Raw genomic sequence first — 18,442 nt, forward strand, 5'->3', positions numbered from 1 at the left:
GCCCAGGGAGGCTGCCATGGCCCCCCAGGCCACCGATATGGCCTTGGCCAGTCCGACACTTATCCCCCTTGGCGACAGCGCCTTGCTGGTTCGCTTTGGCAATGACTTGTCGGAAGCGGCCAATTTCGCCGCAATTGCCTTGGCACGCCGGTTGATTGCCGATCCCTTGCCCGGCGTGGTGGAAGTCTCCCCCAACCTGGTTTCGGTGCTGCTGCGCTATGATCCCATGCGGACAAGTTTTGCCGAACTGACCGGAGAAGTTCGCCTGCGGACCTATAGTATGGGTGGAGCTGCCTCTGCCTCTGGCTCGGTCGCCCGCCACAGGATCGCCATCACCTTCGGTGGCGAGGCGGGACCGGATCTGGATGCAGTGGCTGCATCGCTGGGGCTATCGGCTGCCGATTTCATCAAGGCGCACAATGCCGTGCCCCTGCGCGTTCTCAGCACGGGTTTCTCTCCCGGTTTCCTCTATTGCGGCTTCCACCCCGCCGCCTTGGTAGTATCGCGCCGCTCCGACGTGCGCGCCAGTGTACCCGCCGGCAGCGTCCTTTTTGCCGCTGGGCAGACCGCCATCGCGGCGACGGCCATTCCGACCGGCTGGCATCTCATTGGCCATACCAAGCTGCGCAACTTCAATCCCCATGCCAATCCACCGACGCAGGTCCGCGCCGGCGATGAAGTGGTTTTCGAGGCAGCGCCATGACCGCCATCCTGGCCATTACCCGCGCCGGGCCGCTGACGAGCGTGCAGGATCTGGGCCGGTTCGGCATGCTCGGAAATGGCATCAGCGCCGCCGGGGCGATGGATCGGGCTGGTTATCTGGCGGCTGGCGAAGCCGTGGACGCGCCGGTTGGGGCGATTGAAATCACCCGCGCCGGTCTGGATCTGGTGCTTGAGCAGGGCAGTTGCCGTGTGGGTTTTGCCGGCGGGGATTTCATCCTACGCCGCAATGGCGAGCCGCTGGCCTGGCCCGGCACGACCCGGCTGTCCTCTGGCGACAGGCTGACGATTACACCGGGCGCCGCCGGCAATTACGGCTATCTGCGTTTTGATGCGCAGATCGATGTCCCCATGCTGCTCGGCAGCCTCGCAACCAGCAGCAGGGCGCAACTGGGAGGTTTCTCGGGCCGTGCCCTTGCCGCTGGCGACCGTATCCGGCTCAAGTCGGCGCAGCCGGAACGGCCAATGACAGCCTGTCACCCCGGGGCTGGGCCGATCCGGGTTATCTGGGGGCTGCACGCCGATCTATTTGCGGCGGAGGTGCGTAACCGCTTCGTCACCAGTCCGTTCACCATCTCGGCGCAGCTGGATCGCATGGGCGTGCGGCTGGGTGCCCCCCCAAATATGTTTGCCAGCAGCGCCAACCTCTCGCTGGTGTCCGACGCCATCGTCCCCGGCGATATCCAGATACTCGGCGATGGCACGCCGATCGTCCTGATGCGCGACCACCAGCCAACCGGTGGCTATCCCCGCATCGCGACGGTCATCTCGGCCGATTTCGACCGTTTCGCCCAGTTGCGGCCCGGCACAGCGGTTGCTTTCCGGCCAGTGACAGTTGAGCATGCCCACCAGCTGTTGCGGAGCTCATTGAAATGACGGTGATCGATCTCAACGCCGATCTTGGCGAAGGCATGGGCACGGATGATGATCTGCTGGCCATCGTTTCCAGCGCCTCCATTGCCTGCGGCGGCCATGCTGGCGATGCGGCCACCATCCGACATATCCTCACGGTCTGCAAAGCGCGCGGCGTGCGGGCCGGGGCCCATCCCGGCTACGCCGATCCCAAGCGTTTTGGGCGTTTCCGGCTGGTCATGCCGCTGGATCAATTGCTGTCACAAATCCGCTCGCAGCTGCTTCTGGTGCGCTTCATTGCCGATGAGGTCGAACTGCCGCTGTCCTATGTGAAGCTGCATGGGGCTTTGGCCAACCAGACGGCGGAGGAGCTGGCCTTCGCGGTCGGCATCTTTGCGACCATCCAGGCGATGGACCCGCATGTCGCGATTCTGGCGCTCGACAACAGCCAGCAGGTGCGGGCGGCCAAGGCTGTCGGCCTGCCACTGATCCGCGAGGCCTATGCCGACCGGGCCTACACTGCCGAGGGCCTGCTGGTGCCACGCAGCCAGGATGGCGCGGTCATCCACGATGTGGACGCGGTGATCGAACGCTGCATCCGCCTGGCGCTCAAGGGCGAGATCGTGGCCATCGATGGTACGGTGCTGCAATCGTCGGCCCGCTCGATCTGCCTGCATGGCGATACGCCGGGCGCCGTCGATCTGGCCCGTGAAGTGCGCGATGCGCTGGAAGGCGAGGGCGTCGAAATCCGCCCAGTCGAGCCGGAAACGGCCGATATCTAGAGCCCGGGAGCCATCCCCGCTTGCGCGGGAAGGGCTGTGTTCAAGGGTGCGAAACCTACTGGAATGCGGTTTCGGCAAAACTGCGCAGCTTGCGCGAATGCAGGCGCTCGGCCGGCTGGTCGCGCAGGATTTCCATGGCGCGCAAACCGATCAGCAGGTGGCGATTGACCTGAGTGCGGTAAAAGTCCGAGGCCATGCCCGGCAGCTTCAATTCACCATGCAGCGGCTTGTCGGAGACACAGAGCAGGGTGCCGTAGGGCACGCGGAAGCGGAAGCCATTGGCCGCTATGGTGGCGCTTTCCATGTCGAGTGCCACGGCGCGCGACTGGCTGAGGCGCTGAGTGATCTCGGTCTGGTCACGCAGCTCCCAATTGCGGTTGTCGAAGGTCGCCACCGTGCCGGTGCGCATGATGCGCTTGGTCTCGAGGCCTTCCAGTTGGGTAATCTCCTCGACCGCCTGCTCCAGCGCCACCTGAACTTCGGCCAGGGCCGGGATCGGTACAGACAAGGGCAGATCGGCATCCAGCACGTGGTCTTCACGCACATAGGCGTGGGCCAGCACGTAATCGCCCAGCTCCTGGGAATTGCGCAGGCCGGCGCAGTGGCCGAGCATGATCCAGGCATGTGGGCGCAGCACGGCGATATGGTCGGTAATGGTCTTGGCGTTGGACGGACCGACGCCGATATTGACCATGGTGATACCGCGACTGCGGCCGGCGGTCAGGTGATAGGCCGGCATTTGCGGCGCGCGCGGCAGCGGGCTGCCGGTGACCTTGCCGCCCAGACGCACGTTCTCGGTGATGACATTGCCCGGCTCGATGAAGCTCTCGTAATGCTCATGGCCATTGGCCATATAGTCCTTGGCGACCCGGCAGAACTCATCGATGTAGAACTGGTAATTGGTAAAAATCACGAAGTTCTGGAAGTGGCGCGCCTCGGTGCCGGTATAGTGGCTGAGCCGGAACAGCGAGTAATCCACGCGCGGCGCGGTGAATGCCGACAGCGGGTAGGGGCCACCCTTGGGGGGCACGAAGGTGCCATTGGCGATCTCGTCATCGGTATTGCCCAAATCGGGCGCATCGAACACGTCGCGCAGCGGAATATTAAGAGCGTTGAGCGCCTCGCCATCGACCCGATCATTGGCAGCGACAGCAAAGTGCAGCGGGATCGGGGTATCGGACTCGCCGATATCGATAGTGCCGCCATGGTTCTTGAGGATGACCGTGAACTGCTCCTGGAAATAGGTGCGGAACAGGTCGGGTGCGGTGACCGTCGTCCGATAGAGACCCGGCGTGTGCAGATAGCCATAGGGTAGGGTCGATTCGCCCTTGCCGAAGCTGGTCGAACGCACCTCCACCTGCGGATAGTAGGCGCGCACCCGGCCTTGCGGGACGGTGCCATGCGCCAGGGCATTGAGATGCCCGCGGATGAAACTGGTATTGCGGTGATAGATTTCGGCGAGGTGCGCCCAGGCCTTCTCGGGATCGGTAAAGGACTGTTTTTCAAGGCGCGGCGGGCTGATAGTGGTCATACATTCTTCTCGTTTGCGGGCCCCGGATTGGGCCGCGCCATCTCGCTGATCAGGCGCGGACTGCTCAGTCCTCTCCTAGCGTCTTGCCATGACAGCTTGTCGGCGAACCGGCAACACGCCGATGCAGCAGGATAGCAAATTCACACTTCGGTGAAGGGGACTTTTCCTGCCGCAATTAGGCACCATCTTGATGGCAGTTCATTGGACACGCAAGCGACCCATGCGACCGGTGAGCCAGGGAAGATCGTGTCTGCCGCTTGTCCCCCAAGCCCTCAACAGTGCGGTGGATGATCAACCCCAAGGGCTGCAATGACAGAGATGTCTTGCGGCCCTTTCTTTTTGCCGTGGGTAGGCGCTGTGCCCACCAAGGCCATGGACGGATCAGCCCGGTTTGCATAAGGAAAGCGCATTCGGCCCGGCAGGCAATAACCCTTGCCGCATCCGCTGGGCAACGCACCAAAGTTCCACAACCCCCGCGGGAGCACGACATGGTCGCCACCATCATCGACGGAAAAAGCTTTGCCGAAGGCCTGCGGACCCGCATCGCCGGCCATGTTGCGCGCCTGAAGGCCGAGCATGGCATCACGCCCGGCCTCGCCGTTGTCATTGTCGGCCATGATCCCGGCAGCCAGGTCTATGTGGCGCAGAAGGCCAAGCAGACCGTCGAAGTCGGCATGCACTCCGAAAAGTACGAGCTGCCCGAGACCGTCAGCGAGGCCGAAGTGCTGGCGCTGGTGAAAAAGCTCAATGCCGATCCGGCCATTCACGGCATTCTGGTGCAGCTGCCTGTGCCCGATCACATCGATCCCAAGAAGATCATCGGGACCATCGACCCGGCCAAGGACGTCGATTGCTTCACTCCGGCCAGCGTCGGCAAACTGGCCATCGGCCTGCCGGGCCCGGTCTCCTGCACGCCGCTCGGCTGCCTGATGCTGCTGCGCGACAATCTGGGCGATCTGTCGGGGCTGCATGCCGTCGTCGTCGGGCGCTCCAATCTGGTCGGCAAGCCGATTGCCCAGCTGTTGCTGCGCGAGAACTGCACCGTCACCATCGCCCATTCCCGCAGCAAGGACCTGCCGGGGCTGGTGCGCCAGGCCGATATCGTCATCGCCGCCGTCGGCCGGCCGGAAATGATCAAGGGGGACTGGATCAAGCCGGGCGCGACGGTGATCGATGTCGGCATCAACCGCATTGCGGCGCCGGAGCGCGGCGAGGGTAAGACCCGGCTGCTCGGCGACGTCGAATTCGCCTCGGCCAAGGAAGTCGCCGGAGCGATCACACCAGTGCCGGGCGGGGTGGGTCCAATGACCATTGCGTGCCTGTTGGCCAATACCATCACCACGGCCTCGCTGATCAACGGCCTGGTGCCGCCGAGCGATCTGACGGCATGAGCGACGGCGCCGGACACGATCCCGGGGGCAAGGTTCGCCTTGCCCTCATGCCGGGCGTCAGGGGCGATGCCACCTTCAGTGCCGACGGACGCTATCGCCAGCTGATGCGCCGCTGGACCGGGGATGAATTCCCCGAGCGCTACATCATGTTCATCGGCATGAACCCGTCGACCGCCGACGCCACCGTCAATGACCCAACCTGCGCCCGCGAATGGACTTTTGCCAATCGCGAGGGGTTTTCGGCCATGGTGAAGGCCAATGTCGGCGACTATCGCGCCACCGTTCCCAAGATGCTGCTGGCGGAAGGTGTGGTGGCGGTGTCCGACGACAATCTGCCGACCATTCGCCGTTCTGCGGCCGGCGCCGGGCTGGTGGTGCTCTGCCATGGCAAGCTGAACAAGGCGCTGGTCCAGTCCGGCCGGGACATCGTCGCCGCTCTCAAGGCAGACGGCATCGACCTCTGGTGCTTTGGCACCAATGGCGACGGATCGCCGAAGCACCCGCTGTATCTGCGCGCGGATACGCCGCTGGTGAGGTTTGGGGGGTAGAGCGGGTTTGCCGCCACCACTCGCCGGGTTGCATGGCCCGATGCCTTTAGCTTTTTCACGGAGTCATTCCCGCGAAGGCGGGAATCCATTCTTGCTTTGGTGCCCGAAAGAATGGATTCCCGCCTTCGCGGGAATGACTCCGTGGGATAGTGAACCGTGGGTTGTCGGGTGTGACCGTGGAGGCACGCGGCCCACTTACCCCACCAGATAGAACCGCCGCGCTACGGTGTGGTCGCGCAGGGCCTGGGCTGGGAGTTTCCCTGTGAGGGCAGCGATTACCTTGGTCGTGTCGCCAAGACCACTGGCGTCCACCACAACCCGCGTAAACGCCGGATGCAGGCCCTGCCTTGCGCCTTCGAGCAGTTCGAACAGCATGGTCCGCACGTCGTCGCGGCCGGCGCAGGCGGCGCAATGCTGGCCATCGGCGTGGCCGTGGCCGCTATTGGGTGGCAGCTTGAGATAGGCGGTGTCCCTGTCCATCGGCACCAGCGCTGATGCATCCGTCACCAAGGTGACGGGAATGGCATCGGGCCGGTGCTGCAGGGCGGCGGTCATCACTCGGCCGCCACGATAGTGGGGGCGGGGATGTAGTTCAGGATCGGGCTCAGCCAGCGTTCGACCTCGGCCACGCTCATGCCCTTGCGGGCAGCGTAATCGAGCACCTGATCGCGCTCCACCTTGGCGACGCCGAAATAATAGGCGTCGGGATGGGACAGGTAGATGCCCGAAACCGAGGAGCCCGGCCACATGGCATAGCTCTCGGTGAGCCGGACGCCAGCGGCGTTCTCAGCGTCGAGCAGGTTGAACAGCGTGGTCTTTTCCGTGTGGTCCGGCTGGGCGGGATAACCCGGTGCCGGGCGGATACCGCGATAGTTCTCGCCGATCAGCTCTTCTGGAGCGAGCGTCTCATTATGCGCGTAGCCCCAATAGTTTCGGCGTACATCCTCATGCAGCTTCTCGGCAAAAGCCTCGGCGAAGCGGTCGGCCAGCGCTTTTACCAGGATCGAGGAATAGTCGTCATTGTCCTTTTCGAAGCGCTCGGCAATCGCCACTTCCTCGATACCGGCGGTGACGACGAAAGCGCCGACATAGTCGGGCTTGCCGCCATCGCGCGGGGAGACGAAATCGGCCAAAGCCACATTGGGATTGTCGCCACGCTTGCTCAGCTGCTGGCGCAGGGTGAACAGCGTTGCCAGCTCTTCCTCCCGGCCTTCATCCTTATAGAGCCGAATGTCGTCGCCCACGGCATTGGCCGGCCAGAAGCCAAGCACGGCGCGCGGATGGAACCACTTCTCCGAGATGATCTGAGCCAGCATTTTTTGCGCATCGGCGAACAACTGGCGGGCGGCTTCGCCCTGCTTTTCGTCGCTGAGGATCGCCGGATAGCGGCCCTTGAGCTCCCAGGTCTGGAAGAAGGGAGTCCAGTCGATATATTTGGCCAGCGTCTCCAGATCGTAGTCGTCGAACACCTTGGTGCCGAGGAATTTCGGCACCGGCGGGGTGTAGCCATCCCAGTCCGGCTTGAAGGCGTTGGCGCGGGCCTTGACCAGCGGCAGGCGCTGCTTTTCTTCTTCGGCCCGCAGATGGGCGGCGGCGGCCTTGGCATATTCGGCGCGCACGTTCTCGATGAACGTCACCTTGGTATCGGGCGACAACAGGTTGGACACGACGCCCACGGCGCGGCTGGCATCGTTGACATAGACAGCCTGGCCACGCTCGTAGCGCGGGTGGATCTTGACCGCGGTGTGGACGCGACTGGTCGTCGCGCCACCGATCAGCAGCGGGATGTCAAAGCCCTCGCGCTCCATTTCGGCGGCCACATGGGCCATCTCGTCGAGCGAGGGCGTGATCAGGCCGGAGAGGCCGATAATATCGACATTCTCGTCGCGCGCGGTCTGCAGGATCTTGGCGACAGGCACCATGACGCCGAGATCGATGATCTCGTAATTATTGCAGGCCAGCACGACGCCGACGATGTTCTTGCCGATATCGTGGACGTCGCCCTTGACGGTCGCCATCAGCACCTTGCCGGCGCTCTGGCGTTCGCCCTCGGCGCCGCCATTGGCCAGCTTTTCGGCTTCCATATAGGGCAGCAACAGCGCCACGGCCTGCTTCATCACGCGGGCTGATTTCACGACCTGGGGCAGGAACATCTTGCCGGAGCCGAACAGGTCGCCAACAATGCTCATGCCGGCCATCAGCGGGCCTTCGATGACGTGCAGCGGCCGGTCGGCCTTTTGGCGGGCCTCCTCGGTATCGGCGTCGATGAATTCGGTGATGCCATTGACCATGGCGTAACCAATCCGTTCCTCGACCGACTTTTCGCGCCAGCTCAGGTCCTTGGCCGCGGCCTCCTTGCCGCCGGTGCCGCGATACTTTTCAGCAATTTCCAGCAGGCGATCGGTGCTGTCCGGGCGGCGATTGAGGATCACGTCCTCGCAGGCGTCGCGCAGTTCCTTGTCGATGCTCTCATAGACCGCCAGCTGCCCGGCATTGACGATGCCCATGTCCATGCCATTCTGGATGGCATAATAGAGGAACACGGCGTGCATGGCCTCGCGCACCGGCTCATTGCCGCGGAACGAGAAGCTCAGGTTCGAGATACCGCCCGAGATGTGGACATGGGGCAGGGTCTCGGTGATCTGCTTGGCCGCACCGATGAAGTCATTGCCGTAATTGTTGTGCTCTTCGATGCCGGTCGCGACAGCGAACACGTTGGGATCGAACACGATGTCTTCGGGCGGAAAGCCGATCTTCTCGGTGAGCAGCTTATAGGCGCGGGTGCAGATCTCGACCTTGCGCTCCAGCGTATCGGCCTGACCCTGCTCGTCAAACGCCATCACCACGACGGCGGCGCCATAGGCACGGCAGAGGCGGGCATGATGCAGGAAGGCCTCTTCGCCCTCCTTCATCGAGATGGAGTTGACCAGCGCCTTGCCCTGCACACATTGCAGGCCGGCTTCGATCACCTCCCATTTGGAGCTGTCGATCATGATCGGCACGCGCGCAATGTCGGGCTCGGCGGCAATCAGATTGAGGAACTCGACCATGACTTTCTTGGAGTCGATCAGGCCTTCATCCATATTGATGTCGATGATCTGGGCGCCATTCTCGACCTGATCGCGGGCAACGGCCAGCGCGGCCGTATAGTCGCCAGCGGTGATCAGCTTGCGGAAACGGGCCGAGCCGGTGACGTTGGTGCGTTCGCCGACATTGACGAAGGGAATGTCCTTGGTCAGCGTGAAGGGCTCGAGGCCCGACAGGCGCATCAGCGGCGGTACTTCGGGAATCTGGCGCGGCGGATGCTTGCCGACAGCATCGGCGATAGCCTTGATATGGTCGGGCGTGGAGCCGCAGCAGCCGCCGACGACGTTGATCAGGCCAGCGGCCGCAAAGCCTTCCAGCTGCTCGGCCATCAACTCCGGGGTTTCGTCGTAACCGCCGAATTCATTGGGCAGGCCGGCATTGGGATAGGCGCAGACAAAGGTATCGGCGACAGCCGAAATTTCGGCGACATGGCCGCGCATCAGGTCGGCGCCAAGGGCGCAGTTCAACCCGATGGTGAAGGGCGACGCGTGACGCAACGAATACCAGAACGCGGTCGGCGTCTGGCCGGACAGGGTGCGGCCGGAGAGATCGGTGATGGTGCCCGAAATCATGATCGGCAGGCGGACACCCTTTTCGGCGAACACTTCCTCGGTCGCGAACACGGCGGCCTTGGCGTTCAGCGTATCGAAAATGGTTTCGATCAGGATGATGTCGGCGCCGCCATCGATCAGCCCGTGCAACTGCTCGGCATAGGCAATGCGCAATTCATCGAACGTCACCCCGCGATAGCCGGGATTATTGACGTCGGGCGAGATCGAGGCAGTCCGGTTGGTCGGTCCAAGCGCCCCGGCCACGAAACGCCGACGGCCATCTTCAGCCGTGGCGCGATCTGCGGCCCGGCGAACGATGCGGGCGCCTTCATAGTTCAGGTCATAGACCACATGCTCCATGCCGTAATCGGCCTGGGCAATGCTGGTCGCCGAGAAGGTATTGGTCTCCATAATGTCGGCGCCGGCCTTGGCGTAGGCATAATGGATGTCCTCAATGGCCTGCGGCTCCGTCAGGATCAGCAGATCATTATTGCCCTGCAAGGGCTTGGCCGAATCGACAAAGCGCTCGCCCCGGAAATTGCTCTCGTCGAACCCGAGGCGCTGGATCATCGTGCCCATGGCGCCATCCAGGATCAGGATGCGCTCACGCGCAGCCTGCGTCAGCGCCGCGAGAATCTCGGCGCCATCGGGCTTGGCAATCGGTCGAATGGGGGAGGGGCTCATCGCCGGTCCTATCTGCTGGTTCAATGCAGGCAATCAAGTGTGGGCAGGGCATCACATAAAGATATCTTTATGTCAATCAATCGGCAAACACGGCCACCCTGCGGCCGACATCCATCGCATTAACCCAAAATGCGATTCCGCGTGTTAACGCATTGCTGGCCTTAACCTACCCTCAACCAGTATCCGCTTCCATGCGCGCGGGTGGGGCAAGCTTGAGTTAGTGTACCGCATAGAGTGACAAAAAGCGTATGAGTTTGAGTACCGTGACGACTTCCTGGCGAAACGCCGTCCGTATCGTAGCCTTGACCATCATGGTCGCTCCAGTGATCGCTGCCTGTGGCGGCGGACTGGGCGCGACCGTCAAGCGCGGGGCTTTCACCTCATCGGAATACGGCGTCGGCGTCTCCCCCCGCGTCACCAATAATCCCAATCCGCCCAAGGGTGGTGGCCGCTATCAGGTCGGCAAGCCCTATACCGTGCGCGGCAAGGTCTATACCCCCAAGGAAGATCCAAACTACACCGGCAGCGGCCAGGCCTCCTGGTATGGCTCCGATTTCCACGGCCGCCGCACTGCCAATGGCGAAATCTTCTCGGCCAACGCCATCACCGGCGCCCATCCGACATTGCCGCTGCCGTCCTATGTGCGCGTCACCAATGCCGACAATGGCCGTTCCATCGTCGTGCGCGTGAACGATCGCGGTCCCTATATGCCGGGACGCATCATGGACCTGTCGCATCGCGCGGCAGACATGCTTGGCTATGTGAACAATGGCCACGCCAATGTGACTGTCGAATATGTCGGCAGGGCGCCGCTTGAGGGTGACGATACCCGCATGTTGATGGCCAGCTATGAGGGCCCGTCCAACTTTGGCGGCAATAGCAGCAATACCCGTATCGCCTATGCCGACAATACCAATAGCGTCGTCGATATCGCCGGCAACTTCTTCAGTGGCCTCTTCTCCTATGCGGACACCACGCCCGAGCAGCAGGACATCAATATCGAGTCCGCCCATGCCGCGGTGACCGCCATGGCCACCCGCGCGCCCGACCTCAAGGACTGGGCTCAATCGGTCGACGCGGATTCGCGCACGATCCGCCTCGGCCTTGGAATCTATGCCGACCAGGCCAACGCGATTGCCCTGTCGGAGCGCTTCGCTCTGCTCGGCGCTGTCGATGAAGAAAATGTGACCGTGAACGGCAGGGCCGCTACCCGCCTGACCCTGACGCATTTGAAGCCTGGCGTGAGCCGTGTCGATGCGCTCGATCTGGCCCGGGAACTTGGACTCACCGACATAAAGCTCTATTAGTGAACGCAATGGCGCTGCTTCGGCGCCTCTGATGAAATGGTGCGCTAAGGTGAGACGCTTCCTGCCGTTTGCGATTGCGTTGCTGGCGTGTACTGCGCCAGCTTTTGCGCAGGCGGACTTCGACACCAAGGCCAAGTTCGCCGTGTTGATGGACGAGGAGTCGGGCACCGTCATCTTCCAGAAGGATGCCGACCTGCCGATGGAGCCGGCCAGCATGGCCAAGCTCATGACCATCGCGGTCGTGTTCAATGAAATCCGCGCCGGCCGGGTCAAGATGGACGACGAGTTCTTCGTCTCCGAACATGCCTGGCGCACCGGCGGCGCAGCCTCTGGCGGCTCGACAATGTTTGCTGAGCTCAATTCCAAGATCAAGGTCGAGGACCTGCTGCGCTCGGTCATCATCCAGTCCGGCAATGACGCCGCAATCGTGCTTGCCGAAGGCATTGCCGGCTCGGAAGCCAGCTTCGCCGCGATGATGAACGAGCAGGCCGAGGACATGGGCCTGGAAAACTCGCACTTCACCAATCCGACCGGCCTGCCGGATTCGGACATGTATGTGACGGCGCGCGACCTGGCCGATCTGGCGCGCTACCTGATCAGCGAATTCCCGCAATATTATCACTACTTCTCCGAGCCCGAGATGGAGTGGAACAACATCAAGCAGTCCAACCGCAATTCGCTGGTCGAACTGGGAATCGGCGTCGATGGCCTCAAGACCGGACATACGGAAGCGGCAGGTTACGGGTCGGTGATCTCGACCGACGATGGCGGCCGCCGTCTGGTGGCGGTGGTGCACGGGCTGACCTCGATGGCGCAGCGCACAGAAGAGGGGCGCAAACTGATTACCTGGGGCGCCCGCGCCTTTGAGCGCGTCTCGGCCTACCCGGAAGGCAAGGTCGTCGGCTATGCCAATGTCTATGGCGGCACTGCCGGTAGCGTTGGGCTTGTCGGCAAGGGTGAAGTCGCGCTCTACCTGCCGCGCGGCTCGCGGAAATGCCTCCAGGGCACCATTGTTTATACCGGGCCACTTTTGCCGCCTGTTCAGCAGGGCGACAAGGTTGCCGAACTGCGCGTATTCTGCGACGACCAGCTGGTGCAGACAGCGCCGCTCTTCGCCGCCGAAACGGTCGAGGAAGGCGATATCGTCCGCAAGGCTGCGGACGCCCTCAAGCAATTGGCATTGGGCTGGCTCTAGAGCAAGGAACGACTGCCGCAATGCTCGAAGCGACCAAGACCCGACATGCCCGCTTCATCACCTTCGAGGGTGGGGAAGGGGTCGGTAAATCCACCCAGGTCAAACGCCTTGTCGCCAACCTCAACCGGGTGGCGATCGAAGCCGTGCGCACGCGCGAGCCCGGCGGCACACCCAAGGCCGAGGCCATTCGCTCCTTCATCCTGCAGGGCCGTTCGGAAAGCTGGGGGGCAGGGGCCGAGGCCGTGCTGTTCGCCGCAGCCCGCCATGACCACGTCACTCAGTTGATCGCGCCAAACCTGGCCGCCGGCACCTGGGTCATCTGCGACCGCTTCCACGATTCCACCCGCGCCTATCAGGGGCTGACCGGCGGCGTCGATGACAAGCTGATCGATGGTCTTGAAACGCTGGCGCTCGATGGCCATGCCCCCGATCTCACCATCGTCCTCGACATGGATCCGGAGGCGGCCTTTCGCCGTGTCGCGCAGCGCGCCGTGGAAGACGGGCTGGCATTGACTGGCGACCGCTTCGAGAAGGAAGACATCGAATGGCACAAGCGCCTGCGGCAGGCGTTCCTGTCGATCGCGCGCAACAATGGCGAGCGCTGCATCGTCATTTCTGCCGAGCAGGCCGAGAACGAGCTGGAAGCCGCGATCTGGGCTGTGGTGTGTGAACGGTTTCCCGAACTGTTGAGTGGTTCCCAGGCGTGAGCGATCCCGACGCACTTGAAGATGTCGCGTTGCCGGAACGGCAGCTGCGGGCGAGGGGCCATGAGGCTGCCCGCGCCGGCATATTGACCCAACTGGCCGAAGGACGCTTGCCTGGCGCCATCCTGATGCATGGTCCGCAGGGCATCGGCAAGGCGACACTGGCGTTCGAGCTGGCCCGCACCATTCTGACGGCCACCGGCGACGAAGACGAGCATCGTGTCGCCGAGCAGGTCTCGGCGATGTCGCATCCAAACCTGGCGCTGCTGCGCCGTCGACCGAAAGACGCCAAGGGCTATTACACCGTCATCCGCGTCGAGGATGTCCGCGATCTCCGCGATTCACTGCATCGCACCCGCGGGCGGCTGGGGCATCGCATTGCCATCATCGACAGCATCGATGACTGCAATCCGTCCGCTGCCAACGCTTTGCTGAAAACACTGGAAGAGCCGCCGGCCGACACCATCTTCTTCCTGATTTCGCACCGCCCCGGCCAATTGCTGCCGACGATCAAATCGCGCTGCCACACACTGGCATTGCGGCCGCTATCGGCTGATGACGTGCGCGCGGTGCTGCTCGATCAGCGCCCCGATGCGTCATCGCAGGAACTGGAGCGCGCCTTGTCGCTCTCTGGTGGCCGGCCGCGCCGCGCCTTCGAGACGCTGACGCTGGGCACCGAGACCGCACTTGGGGCGCTGCAGGGCTGGCTGACCGATCCGCTGCGTTTCCCGGCTTCGGCCCATGTGCAACTGGCGGATGCGCTGGGCGCCAATACCCAGAGCACAGAGTTGTCCTTCGCGCGCGAAATGCTGATCGACTGGCTGGCCGGCGAGGCGCATGCGGCTGCCATGCAGCCTGGCGCCCGCATGCGGCTTGCCTCGGCAAACGAGCTATGGGACAAGGCACACGCACTGCTTGCCGAGGCTGACAGCATAAATCTGGACATGAAACAGACGCTCGTCGCCATTTTCGACGCGATCAGGAAGCATATTCGTACGACAGCCCCCGTTTCCATCGAGCAACAATGACCGCCAAACCCTTCTACGTCACGACTGCGATCTCCTATCCCAACGGCGCTCCGCATATCGGCCACGCCTATGAGATGATCGCCACCGACGCCATCGCCCGCTTCAAGCGGCTGGAAGGGCGCGATGTCTATTTCCTGACCGGCACCGACGAGCATGGCATCAAGATGGTGCAGACCGCCGCCGCTCAAGGCATTTCGCCGCGAGAACTGGCGGATCGCAATTCCGGCGAGTTCCACCGCCTGGCGGACGTGCTGGATATTTCCAACGACGACTTCGTTCGCACCACCGAGCCGCGGCACCATCAAGCCAGCCAGGAAATCTGGAAGCGCATGGCCGAGCGCAACAATGGCGATATCTTTCAGTCCACCTACAAGGGCTGGTATTCAGTCCGCGACGAGGCCTATTTCGACGCAGACGAGCTGACGGAGAAGGACGGCAAGCGCTTTGCGCCGTCCGGCGCCGAAGTGAACTGGGTCGAAGAGCCGACCTATTTCTTCCGCCTGTCGGCCTATCAGGAAAAGCTCCTGGCGCTCTATGAGAGCAACCCGGACTTCATCGCCCCCAAGGAACGCCGCAACGAGATCATCTCCTTCGTCAAGGGCGGCCTGCAGGACCTGTCGATCTCACGCACGACTTTTGACTGGGGCATTCCGGTGCCGCATGCGCCCGGCCACGTCATGTATGTCTGGGTTGATGCGCTGACCAATTACCTGACCGGTGTCGGTTTCCCTGACGAGCAGAGCGAGCTGTTCAAGAAGTTCTGGCCCGCTGACCTGCATGTCATCGGCAAGGACATCATCCGTTTTCACACGGTGTATTGGCCGGCATTCCTCATGAGCTCGGGTATCGAGGTGCAACACCGCGTGTTCGCCCATGGCTTCCTGACCGTCGACGGCCAGAAGATGAGCAAGTCACTCGGCAATGTCGTCGATCCGTTTGAATTGGCTGATGAATTTGGCGTCGACCAGTTGCGTTATTTCCTGCTGCGCGAAGTCTCCTTCGGCCAGGATGGCGACTACAGCCGCGACAAGCTGATCAACCGGGTCAATGCCGACCTCGCCAACAATTTCGGCAATCTGGCGCAGCGCTCGCTGTCGATGATCAACAAGAACTGCGATGCCAGGGTGCCGGAACAGGGGCCGGCAACCGCCGATGACCTTGCCCTGATCAAGGAAGTCGACGAGGCGCTGGAAGCCGCGCGCGTTGCCATGGATGGGCAGCTGGTGCACGAAGCGGCCGGCGCCATCATTGCCGCCCTGAGCTCGGCCAACAACTATTTTGCCGCGCAGGAACCCTGGGCACTGAAGAAGACGGACATGGCCCGCATGGGGGCGGTGTTGTATCTGACCGCCGATACCGTTCGCCGCTTGGCCATACCGATGCTGGCCTTCGTGCCGAACGCGGCTTCCGTGCTGCTCGACCAACTCGGCGTGCCAGCCGACGAGCGCATGTTCGCCGATGCCTTGACGGCCAATCGCCTGCGCCAGGGCGCCGAATTGCCGGTCCCGCAGGGCGTCTTCGCGCGTCTCGAGCGCAAGGCCCAGTAACATGCTGATCGACAGCCACTGCCACCTCGACTTCGAGTCACTCGCCGCCGATATCGACGGTGTGCTGGCGCGCGCGGCTGCTGCCGGCGTCACCGGAATGGTGACGATATCCACACATGTGGACAAGTTTTCCACATACGCGGCCATCGCGGAACGTTATGAGAACATCTGGTGCTCGGTTGGCACGCACCCGCATCACGCCGACGCGGAACTGCACATCCAGACCGAAGACCTGGTGCGAATTTCCGCCCACCCACGCTGCGTTGCGATCGGCGAAGCCGGTCTCGACTACTTCTATGACAATGCGCCGCGCGAAGCGCAGGCCACGGGTCTGCGCCGGCACATTGCGGCTTCCCGGATCACCGGTCTTCCACTGGTTATCCACAGCCGCGCTGCAGACGACGACATGGCTGCGATCCTCGAGGAAGAAGCCGGGCAGGGGACCTTCCCCTTCGTGCTGCACTGCTTCACCGCCGGTCAGGATCTGGCGCGCCGCGCTCTGGCGCTGGGCGGCTATATCTCGTTCTCGGGCATCATCACCTTCAAGAACGCCGAGGAAATCCGCGAAGTCGCCAAGTTCGTGCCGGCCGACCGCTATCTGGTTGAAACCGACGCGCCATATCTCGCGCCAATCCCACATCGCGGCCAGTCCAACGAGCCGTCCTTCGTGCGTCACACCGCCGAAAAGCTGGCCGAAGTGCGCGGCATCAGCCTTGAAGCGCTCGGCGCGGAAACCACGGCAAATTTTGCTCGCCTGTTCGCCAAGACCGGTCTGGTCTAGTCCATGGCGCCCGCCCAGACCATCATCGCCACAGTTCTGGGCTGTGGCTCGTCGGGTGGCGTGCCGAGGATCGGCAATGTCTGGGGCGAGTGCGATCCGAACGACAGCCGCAACCGCCGCCGCCGTTGCTCGCTCCTGATCGAGGGCTGGACCGATGGCGTCAGTGAACCGACCCGTATCCTGATTGATACCGGTTGCGACCTGCGCGAGCAGCTTCTGGATGCCAGGGTGGATCGTGTCGAAGCTGTTTTCTACACCCACGAGCACGCCGACCATACACATGGCATCGACGATCTGCGGGTGCTGGCGCTGAACAATCGCAAGCGGGTCGACGTCTATGCCGCGCGGGAAACCGGCCTGCGGCTGCACGAGGCCTTCGGCTATTGCTTCGTCTCACCGGTGGGTAGTGACTACCCGCCAATTCTCAATGCCCACGAAATCGAGTCCAATGCCGAAGTGACTGTGCAAGGGCCGGGCGGCTCAATCCGGATCAACGCTTTCGAGCAGACGCACGGCACCATCATTTCGCTGGGCTTCCGGGTCGGCAATCTGGCCTATTCATGCGACCTCTCAGCCATTCCCGATGGATCCAGCGCCGCCGTCAGCGGTCTCGAACTCTGGATCATCGATGCGCTGCGCCGCACGCCACATCCCAGCCATCTGAGCCTGCCGGAAACGCTGGCGCTTATCGAGCACTATGCCCCGCGGCGCGCTGTGCTCACCAACATGCACGTCGACCTGGACTACAAGACCGTCGCGGCCACCACGCCGCTCAATGTCGAACCAGCCTTTGACGGCATGCGTATCGATGCGCTGGCCGGAACGATCCTCAATCTCTAGCCACTGGGTGGCCGACGACGGCGGTGGCACCGCTCAGTGCGCGTGCGATCCAGAAGTTCCATAATATATATTATGCGAATGACGTGGAATGGAGAAAGCGCGGCGTAGCGCGACCCCTGTCGTCTCAATGATAACGTCCTGCGGGCCGCCGCTGTTCGGATGGACGTTACGGCACCCTACCCCCTGCCATCGTCGAGCAAGATGACGACACCCGGCATGTCTCGCCGGAAATTGGCGCGTCATTTGCGGCGCCATACATTTATCTCCGCGCACCACAGCCGTGGCACGCGGAGATTGGGAGACGCCTACTTCATGAACTCGGCGACATTCTCGGCGGTCACGACATCGACCCCTGTATAGATGATGTCTTCGACCGTCTCGCCGTTCTTGAGAGCGAGAAGCGTGTCCATGGCTACCTGGCCCATTTCATAGGGCCGCTGGCCCACCAGGCCATGTGCATAGCCCTCGCTGAGCAGCTCAAGCTGCTGTGGCAAGGTGTCGGCAACGACCAGCGCCAGAGCCTTGCTGTCGACTTCCGCCTTGAAGCCGTCGACGAAGTTCTTCCACCCGTCGGGAGCGAACATCGGCCAGCCGCCTACTGGCACAATGGCGCCAATATCGGGGTTGGCAGTCTTGAGATCGCCCATCTGCTGCACGGCCAGCGCGATGTCGTCGTTCGAGAATGTCGGCGAGCCGGGAACCTCGGTCCAGGCTGAACCGGCCAGAGCCTCGCGCACGCCGTCAACACGCAGGGCCAGGTTCGGCGCGGCGGCGCCGCCCGAGATCATGCCATAGGTGCCACCCTCGGGCTTGTGTGGAGGGAATATGGTTTACTTGGCGCATCAGCCGGGATGCGCATCCCGGCTGATGCAGGCAGGAGGCCGTCTTTACGGG

Annotated in this window: 15 protein-coding genes and 1 pseudogene; 12 read left to right on the forward strand and 4 right to left on the reverse strand. The window is 62.8% G+C overall.

All coding sequences use genetic code 11. From position 1 onward, the window contains the following. Positions 1 to 16: 16 nt before the first annotated feature. Genes BUA69_RS14225 through BUA69_RS14235 form a run of 3 tightly spaced genes read left to right on the forward strand, consistent with a single transcriptional unit; the run spans position 17 to position 2,354 of the window. Positions 17 to 703, forward strand: a complete 687-nt coding sequence (locus tag BUA69_RS14225; RefSeq protein ID WP_046136128.1) for a 5-oxoprolinase subunit B family protein — start codon at positions 17 to 19, stop codon at positions 701 to 703. Next, positions 700 to 1,596, forward strand: coding sequence for a 5-oxoprolinase subunit C family protein (locus tag BUA69_RS14230; RefSeq protein WP_046136129.1), 897 nt, complete (start codon positions 700 to 702; stop codon positions 1,594 to 1,596). Before BUA69_RS14225 ends, BUA69_RS14230 begins: the two co-directional genes overlap by 4 nt. Further along, on the forward strand, positions 1,593 to 2,354 hold the full coding sequence (locus BUA69_RS14235) for a 5-oxoprolinase subunit PxpA (RefSeq protein ID WP_046136130.1): 762 nt from the start codon (positions 1,593 to 1,595) through the stop codon (positions 2,352 to 2,354). Before BUA69_RS14230 ends, BUA69_RS14235 begins: the two co-directional genes overlap by 4 nt. A 55-nt stretch (positions 2,355 to 2,409) precedes the next feature. On the opposite strand, the gene BUA69_RS14240 is transcribed toward BUA69_RS14235, so the two are convergent. Beyond that, on the reverse strand, positions 2,410 to 3,885 hold the full coding sequence (locus BUA69_RS14240) for an AMP nucleosidase (protein WP_046136131.1): 1,476 nt from the start codon (positions 3,883 to 3,885) through the stop codon (positions 2,410 to 2,412). Positions 3,886 to 4,373: 488 nt separating this feature from the next. Between BUA69_RS14240 and BUA69_RS14245 the strand changes: the two genes are divergently transcribed. Then, positions 4,374 to 5,276 (forward strand): bifunctional methylenetetrahydrofolate dehydrogenase/methenyltetrahydrofolate cyclohydrolase, encoded by a 903-nt coding sequence (locus BUA69_RS14245; protein ID WP_046136132.1) that lies wholly within the window; start codon positions 4,374 to 4,376, stop codon positions 5,274 to 5,276. Continuing rightward, positions 5,273 to 5,824 carry a DUF1643 domain-containing protein gene (locus tag BUA69_RS14250; protein ID WP_052950654.1) on the forward strand — a complete coding sequence of 184 codons (552 nt, stop codon included), beginning with the start codon at positions 5,273 to 5,275 and terminating at the stop codon, positions 5,822 to 5,824. The genes BUA69_RS14245 and BUA69_RS14250 overlap by 4 nt, the downstream gene beginning before the upstream one ends. A gap of 195 nt (positions 5,825 to 6,019) precedes the next feature. Here the strand turns inward: BUA69_RS14250 and BUA69_RS14255 are convergent, their stop codons facing one another. Both BUA69_RS14255 and metH read right to left on the reverse strand, forming a co-directional pair. Beyond that, a complete protein-coding gene (locus BUA69_RS14255; protein ID WP_046136133.1) occupies positions 6,020 to 6,379 on the reverse strand; it encodes a P-loop NTPase family protein in 360 nt (119 codons plus the stop codon). Beyond that, the gene (gene metH, locus BUA69_RS14260; RefSeq protein WP_046136134.1) at positions 6,379 to 10,146 is read right to left on the reverse strand and encodes a methionine synthase; all 3,768 of its coding nucleotides are present in this window, start codon (positions 10,144 to 10,146) and stop codon (positions 6,379 to 6,381) included. The genes BUA69_RS14255 and metH overlap by 1 nt, the downstream gene beginning before the upstream one ends. A gap of 248 nt (positions 10,147 to 10,394) precedes the next feature. Between metH and BUA69_RS21445 the strand changes: the two genes are divergently transcribed. The 7 genes from BUA69_RS21445 to BUA69_RS14295 are packed head-to-tail and all read left to right on the forward strand — an operon-like array spanning position 10,395 to position 17,548. Continuing rightward, positions 10,395 to 11,453 (forward strand): septal ring lytic transglycosylase RlpA family protein, encoded by a 1,059-nt coding sequence (locus BUA69_RS21445; RefSeq protein WP_143154525.1) that lies wholly within the window; start codon positions 10,395 to 10,397, stop codon positions 11,451 to 11,453. Between the two features lie 49 nt (positions 11,454 to 11,502). After that, positions 11,503 to 12,648 (forward strand): D-alanyl-D-alanine carboxypeptidase family protein, encoded by a 1,146-nt coding sequence (locus tag BUA69_RS14270; protein ID WP_244468791.1) that lies wholly within the window; start codon positions 11,503 to 11,505, stop codon positions 12,646 to 12,648. A gap of 20 nt (positions 12,649 to 12,668) precedes the next feature. Then, positions 12,669 to 13,355, forward strand: coding sequence for a dTMP kinase (tmk, locus tag BUA69_RS14275; RefSeq protein ID WP_046136136.1), 687 nt, complete (start codon positions 12,669 to 12,671; stop codon positions 13,353 to 13,355). Next, positions 13,352 to 14,380, forward strand: coding sequence for an AAA family ATPase (locus tag BUA69_RS14280; protein WP_052950656.1), 1,029 nt, complete (start codon positions 13,352 to 13,354; stop codon positions 14,378 to 14,380). Before tmk ends, BUA69_RS14280 begins: the two co-directional genes overlap by 4 nt. Further along, a complete protein-coding gene (gene metG / locus BUA69_RS14285) occupies positions 14,377 to 15,927 on the forward strand; it encodes a methionine--tRNA ligase (RefSeq protein ID WP_046136137.1) in 1,551 nt (516 codons plus the stop codon). The genes BUA69_RS14280 and metG overlap by 4 nt, the downstream gene beginning before the upstream one ends. A gap of 1 nt (position 15,928) precedes the next feature. Beyond that, positions 15,929 to 16,708, forward strand: coding sequence for a TatD family hydrolase (locus BUA69_RS14290; protein WP_046136138.1), 780 nt, complete (start codon positions 15,929 to 15,931; stop codon positions 16,706 to 16,708). Positions 16,709 to 16,711: 3 nt separating this feature from the next. Then, positions 16,712 to 17,548, forward strand: a complete 837-nt coding sequence (locus BUA69_RS14295) for an MBL fold metallo-hydrolase (RefSeq protein WP_046136139.1) — start codon at positions 16,712 to 16,714, stop codon at positions 17,546 to 17,548. 305 nt (positions 17,549 to 17,853) lie between these two features. On the opposite strand, the pseudogene BUA69_RS14300 reads toward BUA69_RS14295, so the two are convergent. Continuing rightward, positions 17,854 to 18,360, reverse strand: a pseudogene (locus BUA69_RS14300) (substrate-binding domain-containing protein); the annotation flags it as partial. Positions 18,361 to 18,442: the final 82 nt, after the last annotated feature.

Origin of the sequence: Devosia limi DSM 17137 (assembly GCF_900128975.1) — a bacterium.
Classification (GTDB): domain Bacteria; phylum Pseudomonadota; class Alphaproteobacteria; order Rhizobiales; family Devosiaceae; genus Devosia; species Devosia limi.